Here is a 26,669-nt window from a genome sequence, read left to right on the forward strand (position 1 = left end):
TCCTCAGGCCATTCCGAAGTTGTTGTCCAGCAGGTCGAACAGTTCGTCGGCGCTGGCCGACCCGATCGCGTCGGTGTCCGCCGGGCCGGTGTCGGGCGCCGTGCGCCGGGCCCAGGTCCGTACGAGGTCCTGCAGGCGTGCGCCGAGCTCGTCGGCGCCGTCGGCGCGTGGGTCGGCGGAGGTCAGGGCCGCCTCCAGCGCCCGGAGTTCGGCGAGCGCGGGAACGGCCGGTCCGGGACGGGCGCACAGCCCGTCGTACAGGTGGTCGGCGAGGGCGGTGGGGGTGGGATGGTCGAACACCACCGTCGCGGCGATGGGGACGCCGGTCGCCGTGCGCAGCCGGTTGCGGAAGGACACGGCGAGCATCGAGTCGAACCCGACGGCGGAGAACGCCTGGTCGGCCGGGACGGCCTGGCGGCCGGTGTGGCCGAGGACCGCGGCCGCGTGGTCGCACACCAGGTCGAGCAGCAGCCGGCGTCGCGCGGATTCGTCCAACGGGTCGAGCCGGCGGGCGAGTTCGGCGGCCGCGTCGTCCTCGTCGTCCCCCGTGGCGTCGCCCGGTGCGGAGGCCGCCTCGGGCAGTTCGCTGAGCAGCCGCAGTGCTCGGGGGTCGGGCACGGCCGCCACGAGGCGGTCCCAGCGGACGTCGGCGAGGATCGCGGCGGGTTCGTCGTGGTCCAGCGACTGTTGCAGGGCCGCGAGGACGGTGTTCGCGTCCAGCGGGCTCTCCACCGGGTCGGATCCGGCGGGCGCGGGTTCCAGGCCGCCGAGGGCGAGGGTGACGCAGCGGCTGCCCCGGTCGCGGCGGTCGCGGGCCAGCGCTTCGAGGGCGGCGTACGCGCTGGTGGCGGCGCCCCGCCGGGCGGCGCCCCAGACACCGCTCAGCGGGAACAGCACGGCGAGGGCGACGGAGTCCGGTGCCGGGTGGCCGTCGAGCAGCGCGTCGAGGCCGGCCACCGGGCCGAGGGCGGAACGCAGGGCGGCCTCCAGATCCTCGGGGGTGAGTTCGGCGAGCGAGGCGCCGGGGTCATGGGCGCGGGCGAGGTGGACGGCGACGGTCAGGGGTGCCCCGCCGGGCAGGGCGGCCAAGGGGTCCCCGCCGTCGGAAACGGTCAACTCGGCGCCCAGTTCGGCGAGTTCGTCGCGCAGGGCGGCCACGGCCACCTGATCCGCGCTCCGGTCCCCTGCCAGGACGACCTGGCGGGCGCCGCGCCGGGCCAGCCAGCGGGCGATGTCCGCGCCCAGCGTCCCGGTGTCGCCGGTGATCAGGGCGGTGCCTCCGGCCGGCGTCCGGTCGCGGCCCGCCGAGGCGTCGGGGGCCGGGGCGTGGACGAGCCGGCGCGCGTGAGCGCCGGTGGGCCGTACGGCGAGGTGGTCCTCCTCGTGGCCGCCCGCGAGGAAGGCGGCGAGGCGGCGCGCCTCGTCGGGGCCGGGGCTCGGCGGCAGGTCGGCGATGCCGCCCCAGCGCCCCGGCTGTTCCAGGCCGACGACCCGGCCGAGCCCCCACAGCTGGGCCCCGCCCGGACGGGTGAGCCGCTCGTCGGGGTGGACGGCGACCGCGCCGCCGGTCACGCACCACAACGGGGCGTCGATCCCCAGGATGTCCAGGGCCTTGAGCAGTTCGAGGGTGGCGGCGGTTCCCGCGAGCACCGGGGCCCCTTCCGCCGCCGCACGCTCGTCCAGGGCCAGCAGCGACAGCACGCCGGAGACCGGCCGCGCCGCGTCCGCGACGGCGTCGGCGACGTCCTGCGCGGTCCGGGCCGCGTCGCCCGCGTCGACGGTGACGGTACGGGCCCGCGCGCCACCGAGCCGCAGCGCGTCCTGGCACGCGCCGACGAGCGGGTCGTCGGTGTGCTGCTTCGGTACGACGAGAAGCCAGTCGCCGTCGAGCGGCGCGGCGGGCGGGTCGGCCACCGGCTGCCAGCGGACCCGATAGCCGAGGGACCGTACGGCGTCCCGGTCGAGCCGGGCGCGACGCCAGCCGGACAGCACCGGCAGCACCTCGCGCAGCGCCGGGGCGAAGCCCTCCGGCGTGGCGTCGGCGTCCGCGCCGAGGGCGGCGGCCAGCCCGGCCGGGTCGCCGCTGTCCACGGCCGCCCAGAAGCGGTCCTGTGCGGCGCCGCCGCCGGCCGCGCCGGCCGCCGGGGCGGTCCGGCCCGGGGTGGGCAGCCAGAACCGGGTGCGCTGGAAGGCGTAGGTGGGCAGGGGGACGGGTCGGGCGCCGGGCGCGGCCTCGGCCACGACGTCCGGCCAGGCCACCGTGGCTCCGGTGGTCCAGGCCTCGGCGAGCGAGGCGAGGACCCGTGCGGAGTCGCCGTCGTCGCGCCGCAGCGTCCCGACGGTGGTGACGGTCCGGCTCGCCCGTTCGGCGGTTCCCTCGATTCCGGCGGTGAGCACGGGGTGCGGGCTCGTCTCGACGAAGAGGTCGAATCCGGCGTCCAGCAGCCGTGCGGTGGCCCGCGCGAACTCGACGGGTTCACGCAGGTTCCGGTACCAGTAGTCCGCCGTCAGCAGCGATCCGTCGAGGGGTTCGCCGGTGACCGTGGAGTACAGCGGTGTCCCGCCCGTGCGGGGCGTCACGTCGGCCAGCGCGGCGAGCAGGTCGTCGCGGACCCGGGCCACCTGGTCCGAGTGGGCCGCGTAGTCGACGGGGATGCGTCGGGCCCGTACGCCGTCCCTCTCGCAGGCCGCGAGGAGGTCCGTGAGCGCGTCCGGCCGACCGGCCACCACCACCCCGTCGGGGCCGTTCACGGCGGCCACGCAGACACGGTCGCCGTGGGGTGCCAGGAGGACCCTGGCCCGGTCCTCGGAGACGGCGAGGGACACCATGCCGCCGGCCCCGGCCAGCGCCACGAGGGCCCGGCTGCGCAGGGCGACGACCTTGGCCCCGTCCTCCAGGGACAGCGCCCCCGCCACCACGGCGGCCGCGATCTCCCCCTGGCTGTGCCCGACCACCGCCGACGGCTCCACACCGCAGGACCGCCACAGCGCGGCCAGCGACACCATCACCGCCCACAACGCGGGCTGCACCACATCCACCCGCTCCAACGACGGCGCACCCGGCTCGCCCCGCAGCACACCGGTCAACGACCAGTCCACGTACGGCGACAGCGCCCGCTCGCACTGCGCCACCCACTCCGCGAAGACCGGAGCCGCATCCAGCAGAGCCGATCCCATCCCCGCCCACTGCGAACCCTGACCGGGAAAGACGAAGACAGTGCGGCCGCCGCTGCGGGCCTGTCCCTCGACGGCTCCGGACGCGGCCGACCGGTCCGCGAGGGCGGCCAGCGCGTCCAGCAGTTCACGGCGGCCGGTGCCGACGACGACGGCCCGGTGCGGGAGGGCGGACCTGGTGGTCGCCAGCGCGTGGGCGACGTCGGCCGGCCGCAGTTCGGGGCGGTCGGTGAGGTGGGCGTGCAGCCGCGCGGCCTGTTCGCGCAGGGCCGGCTGCGAGCGGGCGGAGAGAAGCCAGGGCAGCGCGGGCGCCGCGTGGACGTCGGGCCGGGCGCCGGTGTCCTGAGCGGCGGTCGGCGGCTCAGGGACGTCCGGCTCAGGGACGTCCGGCTCAGGGACGTCCGGCTCCGGTACGGCCGGCTCCGGTACGGCCGGCTCCGGGGGCGCCTCCTCCAGGACCACATGGGCGTTGGTGCCGCTCATGCCGAACGCCGAGACTCCGGCGCGTCGGGGGCGGCCGGGGGCCGGCCAGGGGCGGGCCCGGTCGAGGAGCCGGACGGCGCCGCCGGACCAGTCGACCCGGGAGGTGGGGTCGTCGGCGTGCAGGGTCCTGGGCAGTGTGCCGTGCCCCATGGCCAGGACGGTCTTCATCAGTCCCGCGACGCCCGCCGCGGCCTGGGTGTGGCCGAGGTTGGACTTAAGTGAACCCAGCCAGAGCGGCCGGTCCGCCGGGCGGCCCTGGCCGTAGGTGGCCAGCAGTGCCTGGGCCTCGACGGGGTCGCCGAGGACGGTGCCGGTGCCGTGCGCCTCGACCATGTCGACGTCGGCGGTGGTCAGGCGGGCGTGGGCGAGCGCCTCGCGGATCACTCGCTGCTGGGCGAGGCCGCTCGGGGCGGTGAGGCCGTTGCTGGCGCCGTCCTGGTTGACCGCCGAACCACGGACCAGGGCGAGCACGGGGTGACCGAGCCGCCGGGCGTCGGACAGCCGCTCGACCAGGATCATGCCGGCGCCCTCGCCCCAGCCGGTGCCGTCGGCGCCGTCGGCGAACGAGCGGCAGTGGCCGTCGGGCGAGAGACCGCCCTGCTTGCTGAACTCCACGAACACGTCCGGGGCGGCCATCACGGCGGCGCCGCCGACGAGCGCGAAGGAACAGTCACCGGCGCGCAGCGCCTGACCGGCGAGGTGCAGGGCGACCAGTGAGGAGGAGCAGGCCGTGTCGAGGGTGACGGCCGGGCCCTCGATACCGAGCGTGTAGGCGATCCGCCCGGACGCCACGCTGGTGACGTTGCCGCTCAGCAGATGCCCTTCGACGCCGTCGGAGGATGTGCCCGGCCCTGTGCCGTAGCCCTGGGAGGCCACGCCGACGAAGACGCCGCCCCGGCTGCCGCGGACCGACAGCGGGTCGATCCCGGCACGTTCGAGGACCTCCCAGGAGGTCTCCAGGAGGAGCCTCTGCTGCGGGTCCATGGCCAGCGCCTCGCGCGGCGAGATCCCGAAGAAGCCGGCGTCGAAGTCGCCCGCCCCGTCGAGGAATCCGCCGCCGGAGCTGTAGAAGGTGCCCGGCCGGTCCGGGTCGGGGTCGTACAGGGAGTCCAGGTCCCAGCCCCGGTCGGTGGGGAAGGCGCCGATGGCGTCCACCTCGTCCGCCACCAGCCGCCACAGGTCCTCCGGGGCGCGCACGCCCGCGGGGAAGCGGCAGGCCATCGCGACCACGGCGAGCGGGTCGTCGGCGGGATCGGTGGCGTGCGGGGCCGGGGGTGCGGTGGTGTCCGGGCCGGCGGCGGGCCGTGCGGCGCCCGTCAGGCCCTCACGGATGTGCCGGGCGAGGCCGGTCGCCGTGGGGTGGTCGAAGAGCCCGGTGACCGGCAGTCGGAAGCCGGTGGCGGAGACGAGCCGGTTGCGCAGTTCGACGGCCGTGATGGAGTCGAAGCCGATGTCGCGCAGCGGGCGTTCGGGGTCGACCCGCCTGGCCGACTCATGGCCGAGGATCGCCGCCGCCTCGGTGGTGATCAGTTCGACGAGGAGCCGGTCGCCCTCCGCCTCGGGGAGAGCCTTGAGCCGCTCGCGCCACCCGTCGGCGTGGTCCTCGGGCAGGGCGGTGCCGGCTGCGGGCCCGCCCTCGAAGGGTTCGTCGGCCCCGGCCGCCCCGACGGTCTCGGGCAGTGCGCCCAGGAGCCTGCTGGGGCGCCCGGAGGTGAAGACGGGGACGAACCGCCGCCAGTCCACATCGGCGACGACGACCTCGGTGCGCCCCGTTTCCAGCGCCTGGCGCAGTGCGGTCAGCGCCGTGTCGGGCCGTAGGCCCACGAGGCCGTGCCGGCGCAGTCCGGCGCCGGCGTCGCCCTCGGCCATGCCGGTGTCCTCCCAGGGGCCCCACGCGACGGAGAGCGCGGTGCGCCCCTGGGCCCTGCGCCGGGCGGCGAGGGCGTCCAGATGCGCGTTGGCGGCGGCGTACGCGGCCTGGCCGCCGCTGCCCCAGGTGGCCGCGATGGAGGAGAACAGTACGAAGGCGTCGAGCGGTTCGTCGGTGAGGAGTGCGTCGAGGTGGTCGGCTCCGTCCGCCTTGGCGGCCAGTTCGGCGTGGAGTTGTGCGGGTGTGCACTGCTCGGTGCGGGTGTCGGAGACGGTGCCCGCCGCGTGGAAGACCGCGCGCGGTGTGTCCCCGGCCGCCCGGAGCCGCTCGACGAGCGCGGCCGTGGCGTCCCGGTCGGCGAGGTCACAGGCGGCCACGGTGACCCGGGCCCCCGCCTGCTCCAGCTCGGCGACGAGCGCCGCCACGCCGGGGGCGGCCGTTCCCCGCCGGCCGGCCAGCACGAGGTGCTCGGCCCCTTCCCGGGCGAGCCAGCGGGCGACGTGCCGACCGATACCGCCCGTGCCGCCGGTGACCAGAACGGTTCCCTGAGGGCGCCAGCCGGTGGGGGCCGCTGCGGCGCCGGGGGTGACCTGGCGGCCGGGGGTGACGTCGTCGCCGGGGGTGACACGGCCGCCGGGGGCCGGGACGTCCGTCGGAGCCGCTGTCAGCCGTCGGCCGAGCAGGCCGGACGGGCGGACCGCGATCTGGTCCTCACCGGCGAGCCCGCCCGTCGTACCGTCGCCGTGACCGGCGTCGACGCCGGCCACGCTCCCCAGGCATGCGCACAGACCGCGCAGGGCGGCGGGGTCGAGCCGCTCGGGCAGGTCGACCAGACCGCCCCAGCGGTCGGGGTGTTCCAGGGCGGCGACCCTGCCGAGTCCCCACACCCGGGCCTGGGCGGGCGACGGCGGCGTGTCCTGGCCCGCCTCGACCGCGCCGGACGTGACGCACCACAGCCGGGCGCGGCTGCCGGTGTCGCCGAGGGCCTGGAGAAGGGTCAGGGTGAGGGCGAGCCCCGCCCCGAGCGGCGCGTGGTCCGGGTGAGGGAGGTCGGACAGGGCCAGCAGGGAGAGCACACCGGTGACCCCGGCGGGGAGTTGGCCGGCCAGCTCCGCGCGCCCGGTGCCGGCACCGATCCGCACGACGGTCGTCTCGGCGCCGTGCTCCGCGAGGGCTCGTTCGACGGCCGCGGCCGTCTCCGTGACCGCGGAGTCGTCCGGCACCGCGAGGAGCCACGAGCCGGACAACCGGATGCGGGCGGGCAGGGCGAGCGGCTGCCAGTCGACGCGGTAGCGGTGCCGGGCGGCGGCCGACTCCTGGTCCCGGCGCGCGCGCCAGGCGGACAGCGCGGGCAGTACGTCACCGAGCTGCGCCCGCTCGTCGAGTCCCAGCAGCGAGGCGACCGACGGCACATCTTCCGTGCCGACCAGGTCCCAGAAGGGGTCCGAGCCCGTGGTGGCGCGGTCCGCGTCCTTCCCGGCGGCGGGGCGCGGCCAGAACCGCTCGTGCTGGAACGGGTAGGTGGGCAGGTCGACATGCGCGGCGGCGGTGCCCTCGTGCCCCGCGGTCCAGTCGACGGCGACCGCACGGACGTGCAGGCGGGCGAGGGCCGCGACGACCGAGGCCGCCTCCGGCCGGCCCTTGGGCAGCAACGGGATCGCCGTCACACCGGGCGCCCCGGACCCGTCCTCCGGCAGACAGGCGGGCACCAGCGCGGAGAGCACGCCGCCCGGCCCGGCCTCCAGGAACGTCGTCGCGCCCTCGGCCACCAGCCGCCGTACGCCGTCCATGAACCGCACCGCGCCGCGCACGTGCCGCACCCAGTACTCCGGGGAGCACAACTCGGAGGCGGGGGCGAGTTCACCGGTCAGGTTGGAGATCACGGGGATGCGGGGCTCGGCGTACGTCAGGCCCTCGGCCACCTCGCGGAAGGCGTCGAGCATGCCGTCCATCCGGGCGGAGTGGAACGCGTGGCTCACGGTGAGCCGCCGGGTCCGGCTGCCCTGGCGGCGGAACTCCTCGGCCACGCGCAGGACGGCGTCCTCGTCACCGCTGATGACGGTGGCCGCCGGTCCGTTGACGGCCGCGATGCCGACCGTGCCGTCTGCGGTCTCTCCGAGGAGGCCGAGTTCGCCGAGCACCCGGAGCACTTCGTCCTCGCCGGCCTCGACCGCCATCATGGCGCCGCCGCCGGGCAGTTCGTCCATCAGGCGGCCACGGGCGGCGACCAGGGCGCAGGCGTCGGGCAGGTCCAGCACTCCGGCGACGTGCGCGGCGGCGAGCTCGCCGACCGAGTGGCCGATGAGCAGGTCCGGGACGACTCCCCAGTGGTCCAGCAGCCGGAACAGGGCCACCTCCAGCGCGAACAGCGCGGGCTGGGTGTACCGGGTACGGTCCAGAAGTGGGGCCCGCTCGTCGCCCTCGGCGGCGAACAGGATGTCGCGCAGCGGCACGTCGAGGTGCGGGGCGAAGTGGGCGAGCACGTCGTCCAGCGCGTCGGCGAACACCGGCTCGTCGCGGTACAGCGCGGCTCCGGCGGCGGCCCGCTGGCTTCCCTGACCGGGGAAGAGCAGCACGGTACGCCCGGGTGCCGCCAGGCCGGTGACCAGGTCCGGGTCGGATGTCCCGGCGGCCAGGGCGCCCAGCGCGCGACGCGCGGCCGTCCCGTCGTCCCCGGGCACGGCGGCCCGGTGCTCCAGCGCGGCCCGTCCGCGGACGAGCGCCAGGGCCACGTCGGGCAGCGGCGTGCCCGGGTTCGTGTCGAGGTGGGCGAGCAGTCGGGCGGCCTGGGCGCGCAGCGCGGCGGGCGTCCGGGCGGACAGGAGCAGCGGCAGCGTCCGGGCAGGGAAGGGGCGGGTCCGCCCCACGCCGCCGGTCGCGGTCTCTCCGGCCGTGTCCTGCGCCTCGTCCGCGCCCTGCGCATCGTCCGCCTCGGGTGCCTGTTCCACGATCACGTGGGCGTTGGTTCCGCTGATGCCGAACGAGGAGACGCCGGCGCGGCGCGGGCGTCCGGTCCGGGGCCACGGGGTGGGCTCGCCGAGGAGCCGCAGGCCCGCCGTGTCCCAGTCGATGTGGGTGCTGGGCTCGTCGGCGTGCAGGGTCCGGGGCAGTTCGCCGTGGCCGATGGCGAGCACCATCTTGATGACGCCGGCGACCCCGGCGGCGGCCTGGGTGTGGCCGATGTTGGACTTGACCGACCCCAGCCACAGGGGCTCCTCGGCGGTCCGTCCGGCGCCGTACACGGCCTGGAGGGCCTGGGCCTCGATGGGGTCGCCGAGCCGGGTGCCGGTGCCGTGCGCCTCCACGGCGTCGATCTCCGCGGCCGTGACCCGGGCGTCGGTGAGCGCGGCCCGGATGACGCGCTGCTGCGCAGGTCCGCTGGGCGCGGTCAGGCCGTTGCTGGCGCCGTCCTGGTTGACGGCGGTGCCGCCGAGCACCGCGAGCACCCGGTGGCCTTCGCGGCGGGCGTCCGAGAGGCGTTCCAGGAGGAGCATGCCGACGCCCTCGGCCCAGCCCGTGCCGTCGGCGCCGGCCGCGAACGCCTTGCAGCGGCCGTCCGGGGCCAGTCCGCGCTGGCGGCTGAACTCGACGAACAGCTTGGGCGTGGTCATGAGGGTGACACCCCCGGCGAGGGCCTGCGCGCACTCGCCCCGGCGCAGGGCCTGGGCCGCCAGGTGCAGGGTCACCAGCGAGGAGGAGCACGCGGTGTCCACGGTCAGCGCGGGCCCGTCGAGGCCCAGTTCGTACGAGATGCGGCCCGACATCACACTGGCGGTGTTGCCCGTCATGACGTGGCCCTCGGAGACGCCGGGCGCGCCGTCGAGGACGCCGGGGTAGTCCTGGCCGTTGGTGCCGACGAACACGCCGACCGGGCGGCCGCGCAGTGCGGTCGGGTCGATACCGGCGTGCTCGACGGTCTCCCAGCAGGTCTCCAGGAGGAGCCGCTGCTGCGGGTCCATGGCCAGGGCCTCGCGGGGCGAGATCCCGAAGAAGGCGGCGTCGAAGCCTCCGGCGTCGTGGAGGAATCCGCCGCGTCGGCTGTAGGTGGTGCCGGGCCGGTCCGGGTCGGGGTCGTAGAGCCCGTCGGTGTCCCAGCCCCGGTCCGCGGGCCAGTCGGCGATGACGTCCCGTCCCTCGGTGAGCAGCTGCCAGAAGGCGTCCGGGCCGTGGACGGCGCCGGGGAAGCGGCAGCCGATGCCGATGATCGCGATCGGGTCGTCGTCGACGGCGGTCGTCCCCCTGGGGAGGAGCGCGCCGGCCTCCTCGGTCGGGGGGCCCGACGGGGCGAGTTCGGCGAGGAGATGGGCGGCGAGTGCCTGCGGTGTGGGGTGGTCGAAGAGCAGGGTGGTGGGCAACCGCAGTCCGGTGGCCGTGCCGAGCCGGTTGCGCAGTTCCACGGCGGTGAGGGAGTCGAAGCCGAGTTCGGCGAAGGCCCGGCCGGGGGCGATGTCGGTGGCCGCGCCGTGGCGCAGCACCGTCGCGGCGTGGGTGCGCACGAGGTCGGTGATGTGGCGGGACCGTTCGGCGGCGGGGAGCGCGGCGAGCTGCCCGCGCAGCTGCCCGTCCTGCACGTCGTGCTCGGCGGGTCCGGCCTGGGCCGGGGTCCGCGCGGCGGCGGCTCCGGGCAGGCTGCTCAGCAGTGCCGTGGCGCGCAGTCCGGCGGCCTCGCGGAAGCGCTGCCAGTCCACGTCGACGACGACGCAGAGTTCGTCGTGGTCCGTGAGGGCGGCGGTCATGGCCCGGACGGCCGCCCGGGGCTCCATGGGGGTGATGCCGAGGCGGCGGAGGCGGTCGGCGATCCGGTCGTCGACCATGCCGCCGCCGGCCCAGGCACCCCAGGCGACGGACGTGCCCGGCAGTCCGGCGGCCCGGCGCTCGGCGACCAGGGCGTCGAGCGCGGCGTTGGCGGCGGCGTAGTTGCCCTGGCCGGCGCTGCCGAGGACGCCCATGAAGGAGGAGAACACGACGAAGTCGGCGAGGCCGATGCCGTCGGTGACCTCGTGCAGGGTGCGGGCGGCGGTGACCTTGACGCGCATCAGGGTGGCGAGACGGGCCGGGTCGAGGGCGTCGAGGGTGCCGTCGTCGAGGACCCCGGCGGCGTGCACGACCGTGGTGAGCGGCTGCTCCTCGGGGATCGCGGCGACGACCGCCGTCAGCTGCGCGCGGTCGGCGACGTCGCAGGCGGCGACGGTCACCCGCGCGCCGAGCGCGGTGAGTTCGGCGCGCAGTTCGTCCGCGCCGGGGGCGTCGGGTCCGCGGCGGCTGAGCAGCAGCAGGTGGGCGGCTCCCCGCTCGGCGAGTTCGCGGGCGACCTGGGCCCCGATCCCGCCGGTGCCGCCGGTGATGAGGACGGTGCCACTCGGACTGCGGGGGGCCTCGGCCGGACGGCCGGGACCGACCGGGAGCAGTCGGCGGCCGTACACGCCGGAGGAGCGCACGGCGACCTGGTCCTCGTCGGTGACGTCGGCGAGGACCGCGCCGAGCCGGTCGGCGGCCCGCTCGTCCAGCACGGTGGGCAGGTCGACGAGGCCGCCCCAGGTGTCGGGCCGTTCCAGGGCGACGGTCCGGCCCAGTCCGGCGACCGCGGCCTGCGCACTCGCTCCCGGCCGCTCGCCGCCGCCCACGGCCGCCAGGGCCCGGGTCGCGCACCACAGCGGGGCGTCCGTCCCGGTGTCGCCGAGCGCCTGGACGAGGGCGAGGGTCAGGGACAGCCCGGCGGGCACGTCGGGCTGGGCGGGGTGCGGGCGCGTCTCCTCGGCCAGCAACGAGAACACGCCGGCCACGGGCTCCGCGCCCGACGCGGCACGCAGGGAGGTCGCGAGGGATTCCCGGTCCTGGTCGGGGCCGGAGACGACGACGGGGACCGGTGCGGCCCCGGCCGCCGTCAGCGCGGCCAGCACATCGGCACCGCTGTCGGCCGCCGGAAGCACGACGAGCCACCGCCCGGACAGCGACGCCCTCGGCGCGAGCGTCAGCGGACGCCACCCCACACGGTGACGCCAACTGTCGGCGCGCCGCCCCCGAATCCGTTCGGAGCGCCACGCGGACAGGGCGGGCACCACCTCGCCGACCGCCCCGGGGTCGACCCCCAGGGTGTCGGCGAGGGCCGCGGAGTCCTGGGTCTCGATCTCCCGCCACAGACCGTCGTCGGCCGGGGCGGCCAGGTCCGACGCCCGCGGGGTCTCCAGCCAGTAGCGGCGGCGCTGGAACGGGTAGGTGGGCAGGTCCACGAGGCGGGCACCGGTGCCGGCGAGGGCCGGCTTCCAGTCGACGGGGAGCCCGCGTACGAAGGCTTCACCGAGCGCGTGGTGCAGGCGCCGCAGCCCGCCCTCGTCGCGCCGGAGCGTACCGAGCACCACGGCCTCGGAGCCGGTCTCGTGGACGGTCTCCTCGATGCCCATGGTGAGCACGGGGTGCGGGCTGACCTCGATGAACCCCGTGTACCCGGACTCGGCGAGGGTGCGGACGGCGGGTGCGAAGCCGACGGTGGCCCGCAGGTTGCGGTACCAGTAGTCGGCGTCCATCCGAGCGGTGTCCAGCCAGCCGCCCTCGACGGTGGAGTACAGCGGCACGTGGGCGGCCGTCGGCCGCAGTCCGGTCAGGGCTTCCAGAAGCGTCTCGCGTATCTCCTCCACGTGGGCGGAGTGCGAGGCGTAGTCGACGTCGATGCGCCGGGCCCGTACGCCCTGCGCCTCGCAGTGCGCGAGCAACGCGGCCAGGGCGTCGGGGTCGCCGGAGACCACCCCGGCGGAGGGGGCGTTGACGGCGGCGATCGACAGTCCGGGGCGGTCGGCGAGCAGCTCGGCCAGGCGGTCGTGCGCGAGGGCCACGGAGACCATGCCGCCGCGTCCGGCCAGCACACCCAGCGCCCGGCTGCGCAGGGCCACGACCTTGGCCCCGTCCTCCAGGGACAGCGCGCCCGCCACGACGGCGGCGGCGATCTCGCCCTGGCTGTGGCCCACGACCGCGTCTGGCATCACACCGAACGACCGCCACACCTCCGCCAGGGACACCATCACCGCGAAGAGAGCGGGTTGGACCACATCGACCCGGTCCCACGCCTGCCCCGAGCGCACGGCGTCCAGCAACGACCAGTCCACGAACGGCGCCAGAGCCCGCTCGCACTCCTCCATCCGAGCCGCGAACACCGGCGACTCCGCCAGCAACTCCCCCGCCATACCGACCCACTGCGAACCCTGACCGGGGAAGACGAACACGACCGGCCCGGTGGCGGAGGCCTCGCCCGCCACCACGTCCGCGCCGGACGCACCGCCGGCGAGCGCCGCGAGCCCTTCCTTCCATGCCCGCCGGTCCCCGCCGACCACGGCACGGTGGTCGAACAGCGAACGGGACGTCAGCAAGGAGAAGGCGAGGTCGCGGGCGGCGGGCCCGGCGGTGTCCCGAAGCAGGGGCAGCAGGCGGCGTGCCTGGTCGCGCAGCGCGTCCGGGGTACGGGCGGAGAGCACCAGCGGCACCAGGGAGGTGTCGGGCTCGGGGGTGGCTTGCGGTTCGGGGGCGGGGGTCGCTTCCGGTTCGGGGGCGGAGGGCGCTTCCTCCAGGATGAGATGGGCGTTGGTGCCGCTGATCCCGAAGGACGACACCCCCGCCCGGCGCGGACGCCCCTCGACCGCCTCCCACTCCCGCTGCTCCGTCAGCAACTCGACCCCACCCGAAGCCCAGTCCACCAACGGTGTCGGCTCGTCGACGTGCAACGTCCTGGGCAGCGCGCGCTGCTGAAGCGCCATCACCATCTTGATCACACCAGCCACACCCGCAGCCGCCTGCGCATGCCCGATGTTCGACTTCAACGACCCCAACCACAACGGCCGCCCCGCCGCACGATCCCGCCCATACGTCGCAAGCAACGCCTGCGCCTCGATCGGATCACCCAACCGCGTCCCCGTACCATGCGCCTCCACCACATCCACCTCAGCAGCAGACACACCCGCCGACGACAACGCCGCCCGGATCACCCGCTCCTGCGCCCGCCCACTCGGCGCCGTCAACCCATTACTCGCACCGTCCTGATTGACAGCGCTCCCCCGCACCACCGCCAGCACCCGATGCCCATGGCGCCGCGCATCCGACAACCGCTCCAACACCAGCAGACCGACCCCCTCGGCCCACCCCGTCCCCCCGGCCGACGCCGCGAACGACCGACACCGCCCATCCACCGACAACCCACGCTGCCGCGAAAACTCCACAAACGTCCCCGGCGACGACATCACCGTCACCCCACCCGCCAACGCCAGCGAACACTCCCCCGCCCGCAACGCCGACACCGCCAGATGCACCGCCACCAACGACGACGAACACGCCGTATCCACCGTCACCGCAGGACCCTCAAGCCCCAACGAAAACGCCACCCGACCCGACAGGACGCTGCCGGCACCACCGGTCAGCCGCTGGCCGTCGACGCCTCCGGCGGGTATGTGCAGTGCGGGTCCGTAGTCGTGGTACATGATTCCGGCGAAGACTCCGGTGCGGCTGCCGCGCAACGCGTGCGGATCGATGCCGGCCGACTCCACCGCCTCCCACGACGACTCCAGCAACAACCGCTGCTGCGGATCCATCGCCAACGCCTCACGCGGCGAGATCCCGAAGAACTCCGCATCGAACTCCGCCGCATCATGCAAAAACCCGCCATGCCGCGTGTACGACGTCCCCGGCCGATCCGGATCCGGATCGAACAACCCCTCCACATCCCAACCCCGGTCCACCGGAAACCCCGACACACCGTCCCGACCCTCAGCCACCAACTCCCACAACCCCGCAGGCGACACCACCCCACCCGGCAACCGACACGCCATCCCCACGACCGCCACCGGCTCCCCCACACCCGCCTGGGTGGGGGCCTCCGGGGCAGGCCTGCCGTCGCCCGCCGCGTTCCCCAGGTGCCGGATCAGGGCCTCGGGTGTCGGGTGGTCGTAGATCAGGGTGCTGGGCTGGCGTGTGCCGGTCGAGCTGCTGAGGAGGTCGCTCAGTTCGACGCCCATGAGGGAGCTGAAACCGAGTTCCTTGAAGGAGGTGCCGATCCGCACGGCGTCGGGCGAGTCGTGGCCGAGCACGCGGGCCACGTGTGCGCGCACCAGCTCCGCCGGTGCGGGTCGCCGGTCGCCGGGGGCGGTCGCGGAGGCCATGTCGGGTTCCGGCGACGGGAGTTCCGGGGCGGCGGGGCCCTGCGGGAGCGATGCGCCGGTGGAGCCGAGCCAGTAGCGCTGCCGTTGGAAGGCGTAGGTGGGCAGGGCGACGCGGTGTGCTCGGGAGCTGGCGAAGATCTGGTTCAGGGCGCCGGTGGCGCCGCCCACGTGGAGCTCCGCGAGTGCCGAGTAGAGAGTGGCCCCTTCGTCGCGGTCCTTCCGCAGGGCGGGGACGTAGAGCTGGTCGGCGCCGTCGGGCGCACAGTCGCGGGCCATGGTGGAGAGCACCGCGTCCGGCCCGATCTCCAGGTGGAGGACGATGCCGCGGGCGTGCAGGGTCCTGACCCCGTCGAGGAAGCGGACCGCGTCGCGGGCATGGCGGACCCAGTGGTCGGGAGAGCGCAGTTCGTCCTCGGTGGCGGTCCGGCCGGTCAGGTTGGAGACCACGGGAAGGTGCGGTGTGCGGTAGGTGAGGCTCTCGGCGACCTGGCGGAACTCGTCGAGCATGCCGTCCATGTGGGGTGAGTGGAAGGCGTGGCTCACCCGCAGTCGGCTGGTCCTGCGACCGCGGTCGCGCCAGCGTCCGGCGAGGCGGAGCACGGCACTCTCGTCGCCGGAGAGCACGGTCGAGGCCGGTCCGTTGAGCGCGGCCACGGCGATCCGGCCGGCGAACTCGGCCAGGTCGGGGCCGAGTTCCTCCTCGGACGCCTGGACCGAGACCATCGCGCCGCCGCCCGGCAGGCCGTCCATCAGACGCCCTCGGGCCGCGACGAGCGAGCAGGCGTCCCGCAGGTCCAGCACGCCGGCCGCGTGTGCCGCGACCAGTTCGCCGACGGAGTGGCCCAGTACGGCGTCCGGAGTCAGACCCCAGTGTTCGAGCAGCCGGTAGAGCGCCGTCTCGAAGGCGAAGAGCGCCGGCTGGGTGTAGCCGGTCCGGTCGAGCAGGGCCGCGTCAGGGGTGCCACCGCTGTCGAGGACCAGGTCCCGCAGCGGCCGGTCGAGGTGGCGGTCCATCTCCTCGCACGCCGCGTCGAAGGCGTCCGCGAAGACGGGGAACGTGGCGTGCAGCGACGCGCCCATGCCGGGCCGTTGACTGCCCTGCCCGGTGAACAGGAACGCGAGGCCACCGTCGCGTGCGGTGCCCTCCACCAGGCGCGGCGCGGGGCGGCCTTCGGCCAGGGCCGCGATCGACGCGAGGAGGTCGTCGCGATCGGTGGCGAGGGCGACCGCGCGTCGCGCGAAGTGGGTACGGGTCGTGGCGCAGGAGTACGCGATCTCGCCGGTCCCTAGTTCGGGGCGGTCGGCGAGATGGCCGAGCAGGCGTGCCGCCTGGGCGCGCAGGGCGGGCTCGTCGCGGCCGGAGAGGGCGACGAGGGCGGGCAGCGGGGCGTACGACGGGTCGGGCGCGGCGGCCGGTGTGCCCCGGCCGCACCAGTCCGACAGCACCAGGTGGCAGTTGGTGCCGCCCATGCCGAACGAGCTCACCCCCGCGGTCCTCGGCAGGTCGTCGTGGGGCCAGGGCGAGAGTTCCCGCTGGACCGTCAGATTGAGGCGGTCCAGGGGCACCGAGGGGGGCGGGGCGGTGAAGTTGAGGCTGGGTGGCAGGGCCTGGTACTCGATCGACAGGATGACCTTGAGCAGGCCCACGACTCCGGCGGCGGCCTCCAGATGGCCCACGTTGGTCTTGGCGGAGCCGACGGCCAGGGGCCTGCCGGGCGTCCTCGCGGTGCCGAGGGCCGCGCCGAGTGCCGCGGCCTCGACGGGGTCGCCGGCCTTCGTCCCGGTGCCGTGCAGTTCGACGTACTGCACCTGGTCGGGGCGGGTCCCGGCGCGCCGGTGGGCGAGCCGGATCACCTCGCGCTGGGCGCTCTCGTCGGGGACGGTCAGCCCGGAGGAGGAGTTGCCGGCGTTGTTCACGGCGCCGCCGAGGATCAGGCAGCGGATGCAGTCGTCGTCGGCCATGGCCCGGTCGAGGGTCTTGAGGACAACCAGGGCTCCGCCCTCGCCGCGTACATAGCCGTTGGCGCGTTCGTCGAAGGTGTGGCATCGCCCGTCCGGCGAGAGCGCGCCGGAGCCAGCGGCGACGAGCGCGCCGTCCAGGGCGAGGTTGAGGTTGACCCCTCCGGCCAGGGCGGCCGTGCAGTCGCCCGCGCGCAGGCTCTCGCAGGCCAGTTGGACGGCGACCAGGGAAGAGGACTGTCCGCTGTCGACGGTCTGGCTCGGCCCCCGCAGGTCGAGGGCGTGGGAGAGCCGGTTGGCGATCATGGTGCGCTGGGTGCCGACGGCCGTGTGGCGGGTGATGCCGGCGGCGCCCAGGCGGGCGCGCAGGGTCGCGTAGTCGTCGGTGGCGGCGCCGACGAAGACGGCGGTCGGGCTGTCGGCCAGGGTGCCGGGGACGACGCCGGCGTGTTCCAGGGCCTCCCAGCCGAGTTCCAGCACCAGGCGCTGCTGGGGGTCCATGGCGGCGGCCTCGCGCGGGGAGATCCCGAAGAAGGCGGCGTCGAAGAGGTCGGCCCGGTCGAGGAAACCGCCCCACCGCACGCGTTCGGCGTCCGGTGCCGCCCCGGCCGACGTGATCGCGTCGGCGTCCCAGCGGTCGGACGGCGCCTCGGTGATGGCGTGCCGACCCGTCGCGAGCAGCCGCCAGAACGCCTCCGGGTCGGGCGCGCCGGGCAGTCGGCAGGAGTATCCGACGACCGCAATCGGCATGCGGGGATCGCCGTCGTCCGTGTTTGGCATTTCTTCCATTTCCGGCTTCCCGGCCATCCGGGTAAGAGAAATTACTCGGGCCACGGAAGAACTCTGACAGTCCCGCATATCGTTCCGATAGCGCGGCCCGCGACACCCGACGGTGGCTCGTAACAGAGTCAGATGACCCTTTTCGCAGGGCCGGGCGATGGGTACGGTAGCTGCGCATCAGTGGTCTCGCCCGCCTTGTAGCGCAGTTGGCACACCGAGAGCACCATGTCCTTTTCACGCCTTTTTTGTTCGAGGTACGCGGGAGTCGGCTATGGCATTGGGCTTTCTGTTCGGCGGCGGAGTCGGTACGGAAGTGCGTGGTCTGGAGATGTACGGGGCCCATCCCGCGATGCGGGACCTGTACGAGCAGGTCTCGCAGTGGACGGGTCTGACGGTGGGACAGATCCTCGAGGAGGAGCTGCCGGAGCCCCAGGAGGAGCGGCAGAGCGCCGGGACGATCCGCGAGACGGCGCTCGCCCTCGGCATCCACGACGTGCTTGCGGAACAGGGGCTCAGCCCGGCGGTGCTGGGCGGACTGAGCCTCGGCGCGATGACGGCGAGCTGCCTGGCGGGCTCGATCGGGCGGCGGGAGCTGTTCGAGATGCTGGCGTACGCACGTCACACACCCGAACTGTCCGCCGAGGAGCCGGAGCAGGGTCTCGCGCTGGCGTTCGCGCCGGCCGAGGGTGACCTGGTGGCGGCGTACCGGGGCGACGGGCGGGCCGGGGTGCACCTGTCCGGGGACTTCGGGCCGACGGCCGACGGGGCCATGCGGATCCTGATGCTGTCGGGCGAGCGGAAGGCACTGGACGCGCTGGCGGCCGACCTTCCGCCGGGTACCGTCGCCCCCTTGCCGGACCGGCCGATCGCCGTGCACTCGCCGCTGCGCGGTCACTTCCGCGAGTTCATGGCGCCGTACATCGACGCGATGCCGTTCAAGGCGCCCGAACTGCCGCTGGTCTCCTGCCTGGAGCGCAAGACCCTGACCACGGCGGAGGACGTTCGGGATCTGTTCGACCGGAACCCCACGGACCCGATCAGCCTGGTGGACGTCTGCGACGAGATGAAGGACCAGGGTGTGCGCCTCGGCCTCATCATGGGCGGCTCGATCCCGGACGGCATCCTCAGGTTCCCGTTCCCGGTGGTGCACGTCGACAAGCCGGAGCACATCCAGCAGGTGCTGACCAGTGTGTACGAGTTCGGCATAGACCTTTCGCCGGCGCGGGCCCGGTGAGCGCGCCGGCCGACGTGTCGCCCGCCGTGCGGGGCACTGGGTGCGACACGCTGATCGAAGACTGGCTCGAAACCGACCTGGACGCGTGGACCCGGAAAGTGGTGGCGCGGCACTTCCACCCGGAGACCGGCAGCCCGTACTGGCTGCGGCGCGCCGCCCGACTCGACTTCGACGCACGGGACATCACCCGCTATGAGCAGCTCACGGCGTTCGGCCCGTTCCCGGTGGACATCCTGCGCTCCCAGGACCCGGCGGACCTGGTGCCGCTCGACGTGCCACGCCCGCTGACCGGCCGCGTCTGGGACACCGGCGGCACCACCGGCACGCCCTGCCGGGTCTTCTACACGCCCGCCATGCTGCTGCACCGCGGAGCGTGGCGCCGCTGGTCCTTCGTCACCGAGGGGTTCGCCCAGGGGCGGACCTGGCTCCAGGCGACGCCCACGGGACCGCATCTGATCGGCAACGGCGTGTGGGAGGTGTCGGACCTGTACGCCGGGCAGGTGTACGCCGTCGACATGGACCCGCGCTGGGTCAAGCGACTCATCCGGGCCGGCCGACTGGCGGACGCGGGCGAGTACACCTCCCATCTGCTGGAGCAGGTCGCCGACGTGCTCACCCACGGCCGGATCGACTACATAAACACCACCCCCGCGCTCTTCCAGGCGCTGGTGCGCCGCAATCCCGAACTGGTCGCACCGCTGCGGGGGGTACGGCTGAGCGGCACGCAGTTGAGCCCGGACATGTACCGGGCCTTCGAGGCCGCGATGGACGACGGCATCTGCGGTCGCAGCTACGGCAACACCTTCGGCAACGCGGCGGGCCTGCCCGTCGAGCAGAACGCCGAACTCATGCCTTATGTTCCGAATTACCCGCAGGTGACAATGAATGTCGTACGCAAAGAGGACTGGTCAACGGCGGTGGAATACGGCACCGTAGGACAGGTTCGACTGACCGTGCTGCACGAAGACCTGTTCCTTCCCAACATCCTGGAACGCGACCAGGCGCTGCGTTACGACACCGGCTCGAGATGGCCGTCCGACGGAGTCGCGAATGTGACTCCGCTACAGACCACTTCATCGGCTCCCGAGGGGCTCTACTAGGACTCCGCAAAGAAACCTCAAGCCTCCGGAAATCTACTCGCCAGTTTACGAATAGAATTCCGACGTGCCGCAAAGAGTACACGCATGATACTGATCGACCGCAAAGACGAACTGTTCACGTTACACGAATTCCTCGCGAGCAGCCGCCGCGGCAATGGACACGTCGCCCTCGTCAGCGGCCCCGTAGGCATCGGCAAGTCCGAGTTGCTCTATGCCTTCGCCGAGGAGGCGTCCGCGACCGGTTCCGAAGTCCTGCGAGCCGTCGGCCGGCAGGAGGAGCGCGACGTCCCGTTCGGTATCGTCCATCAACTCGTCCGGGACATTCCGCTGCCCGCCCCGCTCCGTACGCAGATGACCGTCCTGGAGAACAGTTTCGCCTCCGGTCCGCCCCCCCGTCATGAGTCGGCCGCCCTGCAGGCCCATGTCGCCCGCGCCCTGTGCCGTGCGCTGCTGCACGCGGCCGGGGCGAGCGGCCTGCTGCTCTGCGTCGACGACGTTCAACACGCCGACTCCGCTTCCCTGAGCTGTCTGCTGCAACTGCTCCCGCACACCAGATCCGCGCCGGTGATGCTGGTGTTCAGCCGCCCGGACACCGCCCGCCACCGTCTTCCGTTGTTGAGCACCGAACTGCTCCGCCATCCCTTCTACCGGCGGGTCCGGTTGGCTCCCCTGTCCCCGGAGGGCACGACCGAGCTCACGACGCAGGTCCTGGGCGCGGAGGAGGCACAGGTCCTCGGTCCCGTCTACCACTCCCTCAGCGGAGGCAATCCCCTGCTCGTCCACGCCCTGCTGAGGGACCACCGCGACCGGCTGGTGGACGGTGACGGCGACGCCGGGTCCGAAGTCCCGCCCGCCGGGGAGGAGTTCGCGCAGGCGGTGCTCGCCTGTCTGCACGGCAGGGAACCGGACATCCTCGGCGTGGCCCGCACGATGGCGTTGCTGGACTCCTGCTCCTCCCCCGACCGCATAGACCGCCTGCTCCAGCTCGGTCCGTCCTCGGTGGCGAACGCGCTGCGGCACATGGAGGCCGCCGGGCTCGTCGCCGGCAACCGTTTCCGTCATCCGGCGGCACGGTCGGCCGTCCTGGACGACATCCCCTCGGGCGTGCTCCGGCGACAGCGCCTCGACGTCGCGGAGTTACTCCACCGCGAAGGACTTCCGACACCCACGGTCGCCCGGCATCTGGTCGCCGTTCGACACGTGCCACCCTGCTGGGCCGTCCCCGTGCTGATGGACGCCTCCGAGCAGGCGCGCCGAAGCGGCGACATCGGCTTCGCCCTGGAGTGCCTGGAACTGGCGCTGTCCGGCTCCGACGACGCACAGGAGCGGGCGCTCATGACGATGATGCTCGCGCGGCTGGAGTGGCAGCTCAACCCCTCCGCGGTGACTCCCCGTCTGGGGCCGCTGTCCGAAGCGCTGCTGACGGGCGTCCTGCCCGCCCAGCTGGCCGTGCCGCTCTCCCGTGCCCTGCTGTGGCACGGGCGCTTCGACGAGGCCGCCGAGGTGATCCGCGCGCTGGGCCCGAACGTCCCGGGCCCCCACGGCCTGTTCACGGAGAACAGGGAGTGGCTGCGGAACCGCTACCCCGTGATGGTGCCTCTCCTCCCCGCCGCCGAGGACGGCCCGGGCATCCGCGACGGCAGGGAACCCGCGGCGGTCAGACCCGTCCTGCTCGCCGAGACCGTCCTCGGCTCGACACTGCGCAACGGCGGCGACGAGTCCAGCGCCTGGAGCGCCGAACAGGTGCTGCGCTCCTGCCCCCTGGACGACAGCACTCTGTACGCGCTGGAGTCCGCGCTGCTCGCGCTCGTCTACGCGGACCGGCTGGGCCAGGCCTCCATCTGGTCGGCCAAGCTCCTGCAGGAGGCCACCGCCCGGAAGGCGCCCACCTGGCAGGCGAAGCTCACCGCGATACGCGCCGAACTGGCCCTGCGACAGGGCGATCTGATCGAGGCCTGCGCCCTCGCCCGCTCCGCCATGACCCACCTCTCGCCCCGCAGTTGGGGAGTCGCCGTCGGTGCGCCGCTGAGCACGCTCGTCCTGGCCGCGACCGCCATGGGGGCGGACGACGTCGCCGAGGAGTACCTGCGGCACTCGGTACCGGAGGCGATCTCCGAGTCACGGTACGGCCTGCAGTATCTCTACGCCCGGGGCCATCACCACCTGGCCGCGGGCCGGGTGCACGCGGCCCTGGACGACTTTCTGCGCTGCGGCGACCAGGCCCGCGCCTGGGACATGGATCTGCCGTCCTTCCTGCCCTGGCGCAGCGGCGCGGCGGCCGCGCATCTGCGCCTCGGGCAGCGGGACCAGGTCCGCCGACTCGCGGACGCGGAGCTGGCCCGCCCCGGCAGCGCCAAATCCCGCAGCCGCGGCGTCGCCATGTGCCTGCTCGCCGAGATCGCCGAACCGCGGCGCCGGGCGAGCCTGCTGCTGGAGGCGGTCAGCATCCTGCGGCTCACCGGGGACAGGCTCGAACTGGCCCGGGCACTGGCCGCGTTGAGTTCCGCGCAGCGCGCGATCGGTGAGGCGGAACAGGCACGGCGAGCGCTGTACCAGGCGCTGCACCTGGCCGATGTGTGCGGCGCCGAACATCTGCGGCCCTCCCTGTCGCCGCGCGGCAGGGAGGAGACATCGCCCGACCCGGGCACCGTTCCACGCGATCCCCTCAGCGCGGCGGAGCGACGGGTCGCGTCCCTGGCCGCCCTGGGCAACTCCAACCGTGAGATCGCCGACCAACTGTGCGTCACCATCAGCACGGTGGAACAGCATCTGACCCGCGTCTACCGCAAGCTCAACGTCACCAGGCGCGCGGATCTCCCCAGAGAGTTCAAGACCCTGACCGTCGGATCCATCTGAACAACCGCGCCGCCCCCTCCCCATGACGGGCGTCGCCGAGCCTCGCGGCGCCCCTGGCGCCCTGGCCCGTTGCCGGGGCGTCGGTCGTCCTCAGGGGATCGATCCTGTCCCGCGTTCGGGCGGCTGCCGGGCATCGGCGTCGCGGAGCCGCCGAACTCTTGAGCATCCCCACCGCCTTGATGAGTGGATCAACGCGCGCGAAGATGCGAGGAGCGTCGAAGCCAGGGGGAGAGCAGTGAGTCTGGGAACAGTGGCGGTGACAGGGGCGGCAGGCACCATCGGTTCCGTGGTACGTGAGGCGCTACGCCGCGAGGCGGAACGCCTGGTCCTGCTTGACCGCGTACCGCTCCGCCCGGAGACCGAGAACGAAGACGTGCACACAGTGGACCTGCGGGACGTCGTCGCAGTGGAATCGGCCCTCGCGGGAGCCGACCGCGTACTCCACTTGGGCGGCGTGCCCGACGAGGCTCCGCTTGCGGACCTGCTCGAAGCCAATGTGCTGGGCACGCACCACGTCCTGGAGGCGGCGCGGCGCACGGGAATCGAGCGGGTGGTGCTGGCGAGCAGCAACCGTGTGACCGGCTTCTACCCCGCCGCGCATCTCACCGGTCCACAGGAGCCGGCACGCCCTGACGGCCTCTACGGGGTGAGCAAGGTGGCCATCGAGGCGCTCGGGCAGTTGTACGCCGACAAGTTCGGTCTGTCGGTGATCTGCCTGCGTATCGGCAGTTTCGAGCACACGCCCACCGAACCACGGCACCTGGCGACCTGGCTGAGCCCGCGCGACGCCGTCGGCTACATCCGGGCCGCCCTGACCGCACCGTCCTCCACCCGCTTCGTCACGGCGTACGCCGTCTCTGCCAACTCCCGCCGCTTCTGGAAACTCCCCGACGTCTCGGAACTGGCCTACGTCCCCGCCGACGACGCCGAAGCCCACGCTGCGGACATCCCGGGGGATCTTCCAGCCGATCCGACCGGAGTGCAGGCCGGCCTCTACGCCGAGCCCGAGTTCACCCTCAAGCACCTTCGATCCTGAGAGGCATGCAGCGCCGGGGCCGAGCCCATCGTTGGATGGGCTGATCACACGCGGCTGTTCAGCCGGGCGACGAAGTCGTCCACCATGGCGATCTGCACGCCCTCGGGAAAACGTCCGGGGTCGAAGAGGGCCTGGACGACGAGTCCGTGGACGAAGGCGACGACGGACGCGGCCAGTCGGCCCGTGTCGGCGCTCGCCGGGATCTCCCCGAGGTCCCGTGCCGTCTCCAGATGAGGGCGGAAAGTGTCGCGCAACCGCCTGTAGCGGTCGCCCTGTTGGGCGGCGAGCGCCTCGTCGGCGAGGGACAGGTCCCAGGAGCTGACCCAGATGCGGTTACGGGCGGTGTCGGCCGGAGTGAGCGGCAGGACGTCGAGCAGCATGGCCCGTACGGTGGGCAGGCCGTCGGCGGGAGGAGTCCGGCGCGGGCGTCCCGCCGTGTCCTGTTCCAGCAGGTCCAGCGCGTGCGTGACAAGGGCACGCTTGCTCGGGAAGTAGTGCGTCAGCATGCCGGTCGTGACACCCATCTCGACGGCGACCGCGCGCAGTGTCAGACCACCGAACCCTTTGGCGGCCAGCACGCGCCACACCGCCTCGGACACGTCCTTGCGGCGGGCTTCGTGATCTCCGGGCGCGGGTGGCGGCATGCCCTTACCGTACGTACCGAACGCTTGTTACGCACCTTCTTCACCATGCGCCTGCCCGCGGCTTCCCTGCCTGCGCCACCGGCCGGCCCGACCCGGAAGGCGGAACGTCCATGTTCACCATCCCGCTCGACGACCACGCGCAGCTCCGCCCCCTGGAGCCCTGGCAGGCACCGGAGTTCCTGGCGCACATCGACCGGGCCCGCCCCCTGGTCGACCCGTGGATCCCCTGGGCGTCGCTCACCACGGACCTGGCCTCGGCCAGGTCGACCCTCCAGCGCTACGCCGACCTCTCGTCCTCCGACAGCGGCCGGATATACGGGATCTGGCTGGGCGGGGTGCTCGTGGGCGGCGTCATGTTCACCCGCTTCGACGCCGCCTCGGGAGTGTGCGAGATCGGCTGCTGGCTGGAACAGGCCGGGCAGGGCCGAGGGCTGGTGACCCGCGCGTGCCGGGCACTGATCGACTGGGCCTTCACCCGGCGCGGGATGAGCAGGGTCGAGTGGTGGGTCGCCTCCGGCAACACCCGCAGCATCGCGTCCGCACGTCGTCTGGGCATGACCCGGGACGGCGTGCTCCGGCAGCGCTATCCGTACCGGGGACTGCGGCACGACAGCGAGGTGTGGTCCGTCCTGGCGCAGGAGTGGCCGCCGGCAGAGGTTCAGGCCGCGCCCGAGCCGGCGCCCACGTCGGGCGACCAGGCGGAAATCGACCGGCTGATGGGCCTGTTCATGGCCTCCTTCACCAACACCGGCGGAAGGCACCCCGATCTGGAGATCATCCGCGAACTCTTCGTCCCGGAGGGGCGGATCATCTCGAACACCGGAAACGACCCCGTGATCATGGACTTGGACGCATTCGTCGAGCCACGCCAGAAGATGCTCACCGACGGAACGCTGACAGAGTTCTCCGAGTGGGAGGTTTCCCAGCGAACGGAGATCTTCGGATCGGTCGCGCACCGGTTCACCGAGTACCGCAAGTCCGGTGTCCGCAGCGGAGAACACTTCGAAGGGCACGGCCACAAGACCACCCAGTTCCTTCGGACCCCGGCAGGCTGGAGGATGTCCTCCATGGCCTGGGACGACGAACCGACCCGCCGTCTGTGAGTTCTCCCGCAGGGGACGCCCTCGTGGTGCCGACGGAGGCGTCGCCGCCACCCAGGGACAGGGCTGGTGCCGGCACCCGCACACGCCGGTCGGGGCTCGTGGCCGGACCACCGGCTCGACAGTGGGAGACCCGCTCGCCGAAGCCCTCCGAGCGGAGCGCTTCCGTCTACATCTTCTGTTGAGATGGGGGCTCATCCCTCAATGAAGGGTCGACACACGCCTGCTCCCTCATTCTTCCGTGCAGATCCGAATCGGTCCGGTCGACCGATGACCTCTCTCCGAGGGCCCTGCGACGATGGAGCGGCTGTGAACGAGTCGCTGACTGCGGGTCAGTAGTCGCGAGAAGGATGCATGGTCGGCCGGCGCCGATGAAATCACGTACCAGCACGCGAGGGGACGTTGTGACTATCCATCTTCTCGGTCCGATATCCGTGTTCACGGACGGCCATCCGCACGGTGTGGGATCCAGCAAAGTCCGGACCATGCTTGCCGTCCTCGCCCTGGAAGCAGGCCAGGCGGTTTCCCATACGGATCTGGCGGACGAACTCTGGTCGGGCGACACCGTCCGCAATCCCCTCAACGCCATGCAGGCACATGCCACCCGGGTGCGCAGGGTGCTGAAGGGCGAGGGCGGGCGGTGCGGCTCGGGGACCACCGTGCTGCGCTCCGTGCCCAACGGCTACGTCCTGGACGTCCCGCGCGAGCACATCGACGGGCACCGGTTTCTCGACCTGGCATCCCAGGCCGCGACAACGCTGGCCGACGCCCCCGAACGGGCACTTCGGCTGCTGGACTCCGCGCTGCTCCTGTGGCGTGGTCCGGCCCTGCTGGACGCGGGCGACGGGCTGCGCTGCCGCAGCGCGGCCCGGCTGTTCGAGGAAAGACGTCTCTCAGCCCTGGCGGATCAGGTGCGGGCCCGCATCATGCTCGGAGATCACGCTCGGGCGATCGCCGAACTGCACCGGCTGGTGGCCCAGTTCCCGCTGCGGGAACATTTCTGTGATCTGCTCATGCTGGCGTTGTACCAGGTCGGGCGCCAGAGCGACGCCCTGGAGCAGTTCCGGCTGGCCCGGCAGCGTCTCGACGAGGAACTGGGCATCAGGCCCGGGGAACTGCTCCAGCGCCGGCACGCCGAGATCCTGGCGCAGGATCCCGCGTTGGCGCATGCCGGCCTCGTGTGAGCTGCCGGCACGCCGCGCCGCCCCGCGTGGTCGGCGGCGCATCGACGGCGCCTGAGCGCCGCGTCCTGCGGAACAGAGAGTGGGAGTCTCGTCATGGCCTCTGGGTCGC

The 26,669-nt window shown here is 73.5% G+C and carries 8 protein-coding genes; 6 read left to right on the top strand and 2 right to left on the bottom strand.

The annotated features are described in order from the left end of the window. Positions 1–3: 3 nt before the first annotated feature. The gene (locus ACZ9QC_RS04410) at positions 4–17,415 is read right to left on the bottom strand and encodes a type I polyketide synthase (protein ID WP_472918913.1); all 17,412 of its coding nucleotides are present in this window, start codon (positions 17,413–17,415) and stop codon (positions 4–6) included. 262 nt (positions 17,416–17,677) lie between these two features. Here ACZ9QC_RS04410 and ACZ9QC_RS04415 point away from each other — a divergent pair, with 262 nt between their 5' ends. The 4 genes from ACZ9QC_RS04415 (at position 17,678) to ACZ9QC_RS04430 (ending at position 23,632) form a co-directional block, all read left to right on the top strand. Continuing rightward, complete coding sequence (locus ACZ9QC_RS04415; protein ID WP_472918914.1) at positions 17,678–18,640, top strand: ACP S-malonyltransferase; 963 nt, start codon at positions 17,678–17,680, stop codon at positions 18,638–18,640. Further along, positions 18,637–19,740 carry an acyl-CoA synthetase family protein gene (locus tag ACZ9QC_RS04420; RefSeq protein ID WP_472918915.1) on the top strand — a complete coding sequence of 368 codons (1,104 nt, stop codon included), beginning with the start codon at positions 18,637–18,639 and terminating at the stop codon, positions 19,738–19,740. Before ACZ9QC_RS04415 ends, ACZ9QC_RS04420 begins: the two co-directional genes overlap by 4 nt. Positions 19,741–19,824: 84 nt before the next feature. Beyond that, entirely contained in the window at positions 19,825–22,596 is a 2,772-nt protein-coding gene (locus tag ACZ9QC_RS04425; protein WP_472918916.1) for an ATP-binding protein, read from the top strand. A 22-nt stretch (positions 22,597–22,618) separates the two neighbouring features. Further along, on the top strand, positions 22,619–23,632 hold the full coding sequence (locus ACZ9QC_RS04430; RefSeq protein ID WP_472918917.1) for an NAD-dependent epimerase/dehydratase family protein: 1,014 nt from the start codon (positions 22,619–22,621) through the stop codon (positions 23,630–23,632). Between the two features lie 44 nt (positions 23,633–23,676). Here the strand turns inward: ACZ9QC_RS04430 and ACZ9QC_RS04435 are convergent, their stop codons facing one another. After that, positions 23,677–24,276: a TetR/AcrR family transcriptional regulator gene (locus ACZ9QC_RS04435; protein WP_472918918.1), complete on the bottom strand. Its 600-nt coding sequence runs from the start codon at positions 24,274–24,276 to the stop codon at positions 23,677–23,679. 110 nt (positions 24,277–24,386) lie between these two features. On the opposite strand from ACZ9QC_RS04435, the gene ACZ9QC_RS04440 reads away from it, so the two are divergent. Together ACZ9QC_RS04440 and ACZ9QC_RS04445 are read left to right on the top strand one after the other, a co-directional pair. Beyond that, the gene (locus ACZ9QC_RS04440) at positions 24,387–25,379 is read left to right on the top strand and encodes a GNAT family N-acetyltransferase (protein ID WP_472918919.1); all 993 of its coding nucleotides are present in this window, start codon (positions 24,387–24,389) and stop codon (positions 25,377–25,379) included. 482 nt (positions 25,380–25,861) lie between these two features. Next, positions 25,862–26,560 (top strand): AfsR/SARP family transcriptional regulator, encoded by a 699-nt coding sequence (locus ACZ9QC_RS04445; protein ID WP_472918920.1) that lies wholly within the window; start codon positions 25,862–25,864, stop codon positions 26,558–26,560. Positions 26,561–26,669 lie beyond the last annotated feature (109 nt).

The sequence above is a fragment of the Streptomyces sp. HUAS MS02 genome (assembly GCF_055702265.1).

Bases quoted from the DNA above. Each gene is read 5' to 3' on its own strand.
- ACZ9QC_RS04410 (WP_472918913.1), bottom strand. From the start codon at position 17,415: ATGGAAGAAATGCCAAACACGGACGACGGCGATCCCCGCATGCCGATT.
- ACZ9QC_RS04445 (WP_472918920.1), top strand. From the start codon at position 25,862: ATGCTTGCCGTCCTCGCCCTGGAAGCAGGCCAGGCGGTTTCCCATACG.
- ACZ9QC_RS04440 (WP_472918919.1), top strand. From the start codon at position 24,387: ATGTTCACCATCCCGCTCGACGACCACGCGCAGCTCCGCCCCCTGGAG.
- ACZ9QC_RS04425 (WP_472918916.1), top strand. From the start codon at position 19,825: ATGATACTGATCGACCGCAAAGACGAACTGTTCACGTTACACGAATTC.
- ACZ9QC_RS04435 (WP_472918918.1), bottom strand. From the start codon at position 24,276: ATGCCGCCACCCGCGCCCGGAGATCACGAAGCCCGCCGCAAGGACGTG.
- ACZ9QC_RS04430 (WP_472918917.1), top strand. From the start codon at position 22,619: ATGACGGGCGTCGCCGAGCCTCGCGGCGCCCCTGGCGCCCTGGCCCGT.
- ACZ9QC_RS04415 (WP_472918914.1), top strand. From the start codon at position 17,678: ATGGCATTGGGCTTTCTGTTCGGCGGCGGAGTCGGTACGGAAGTGCGT.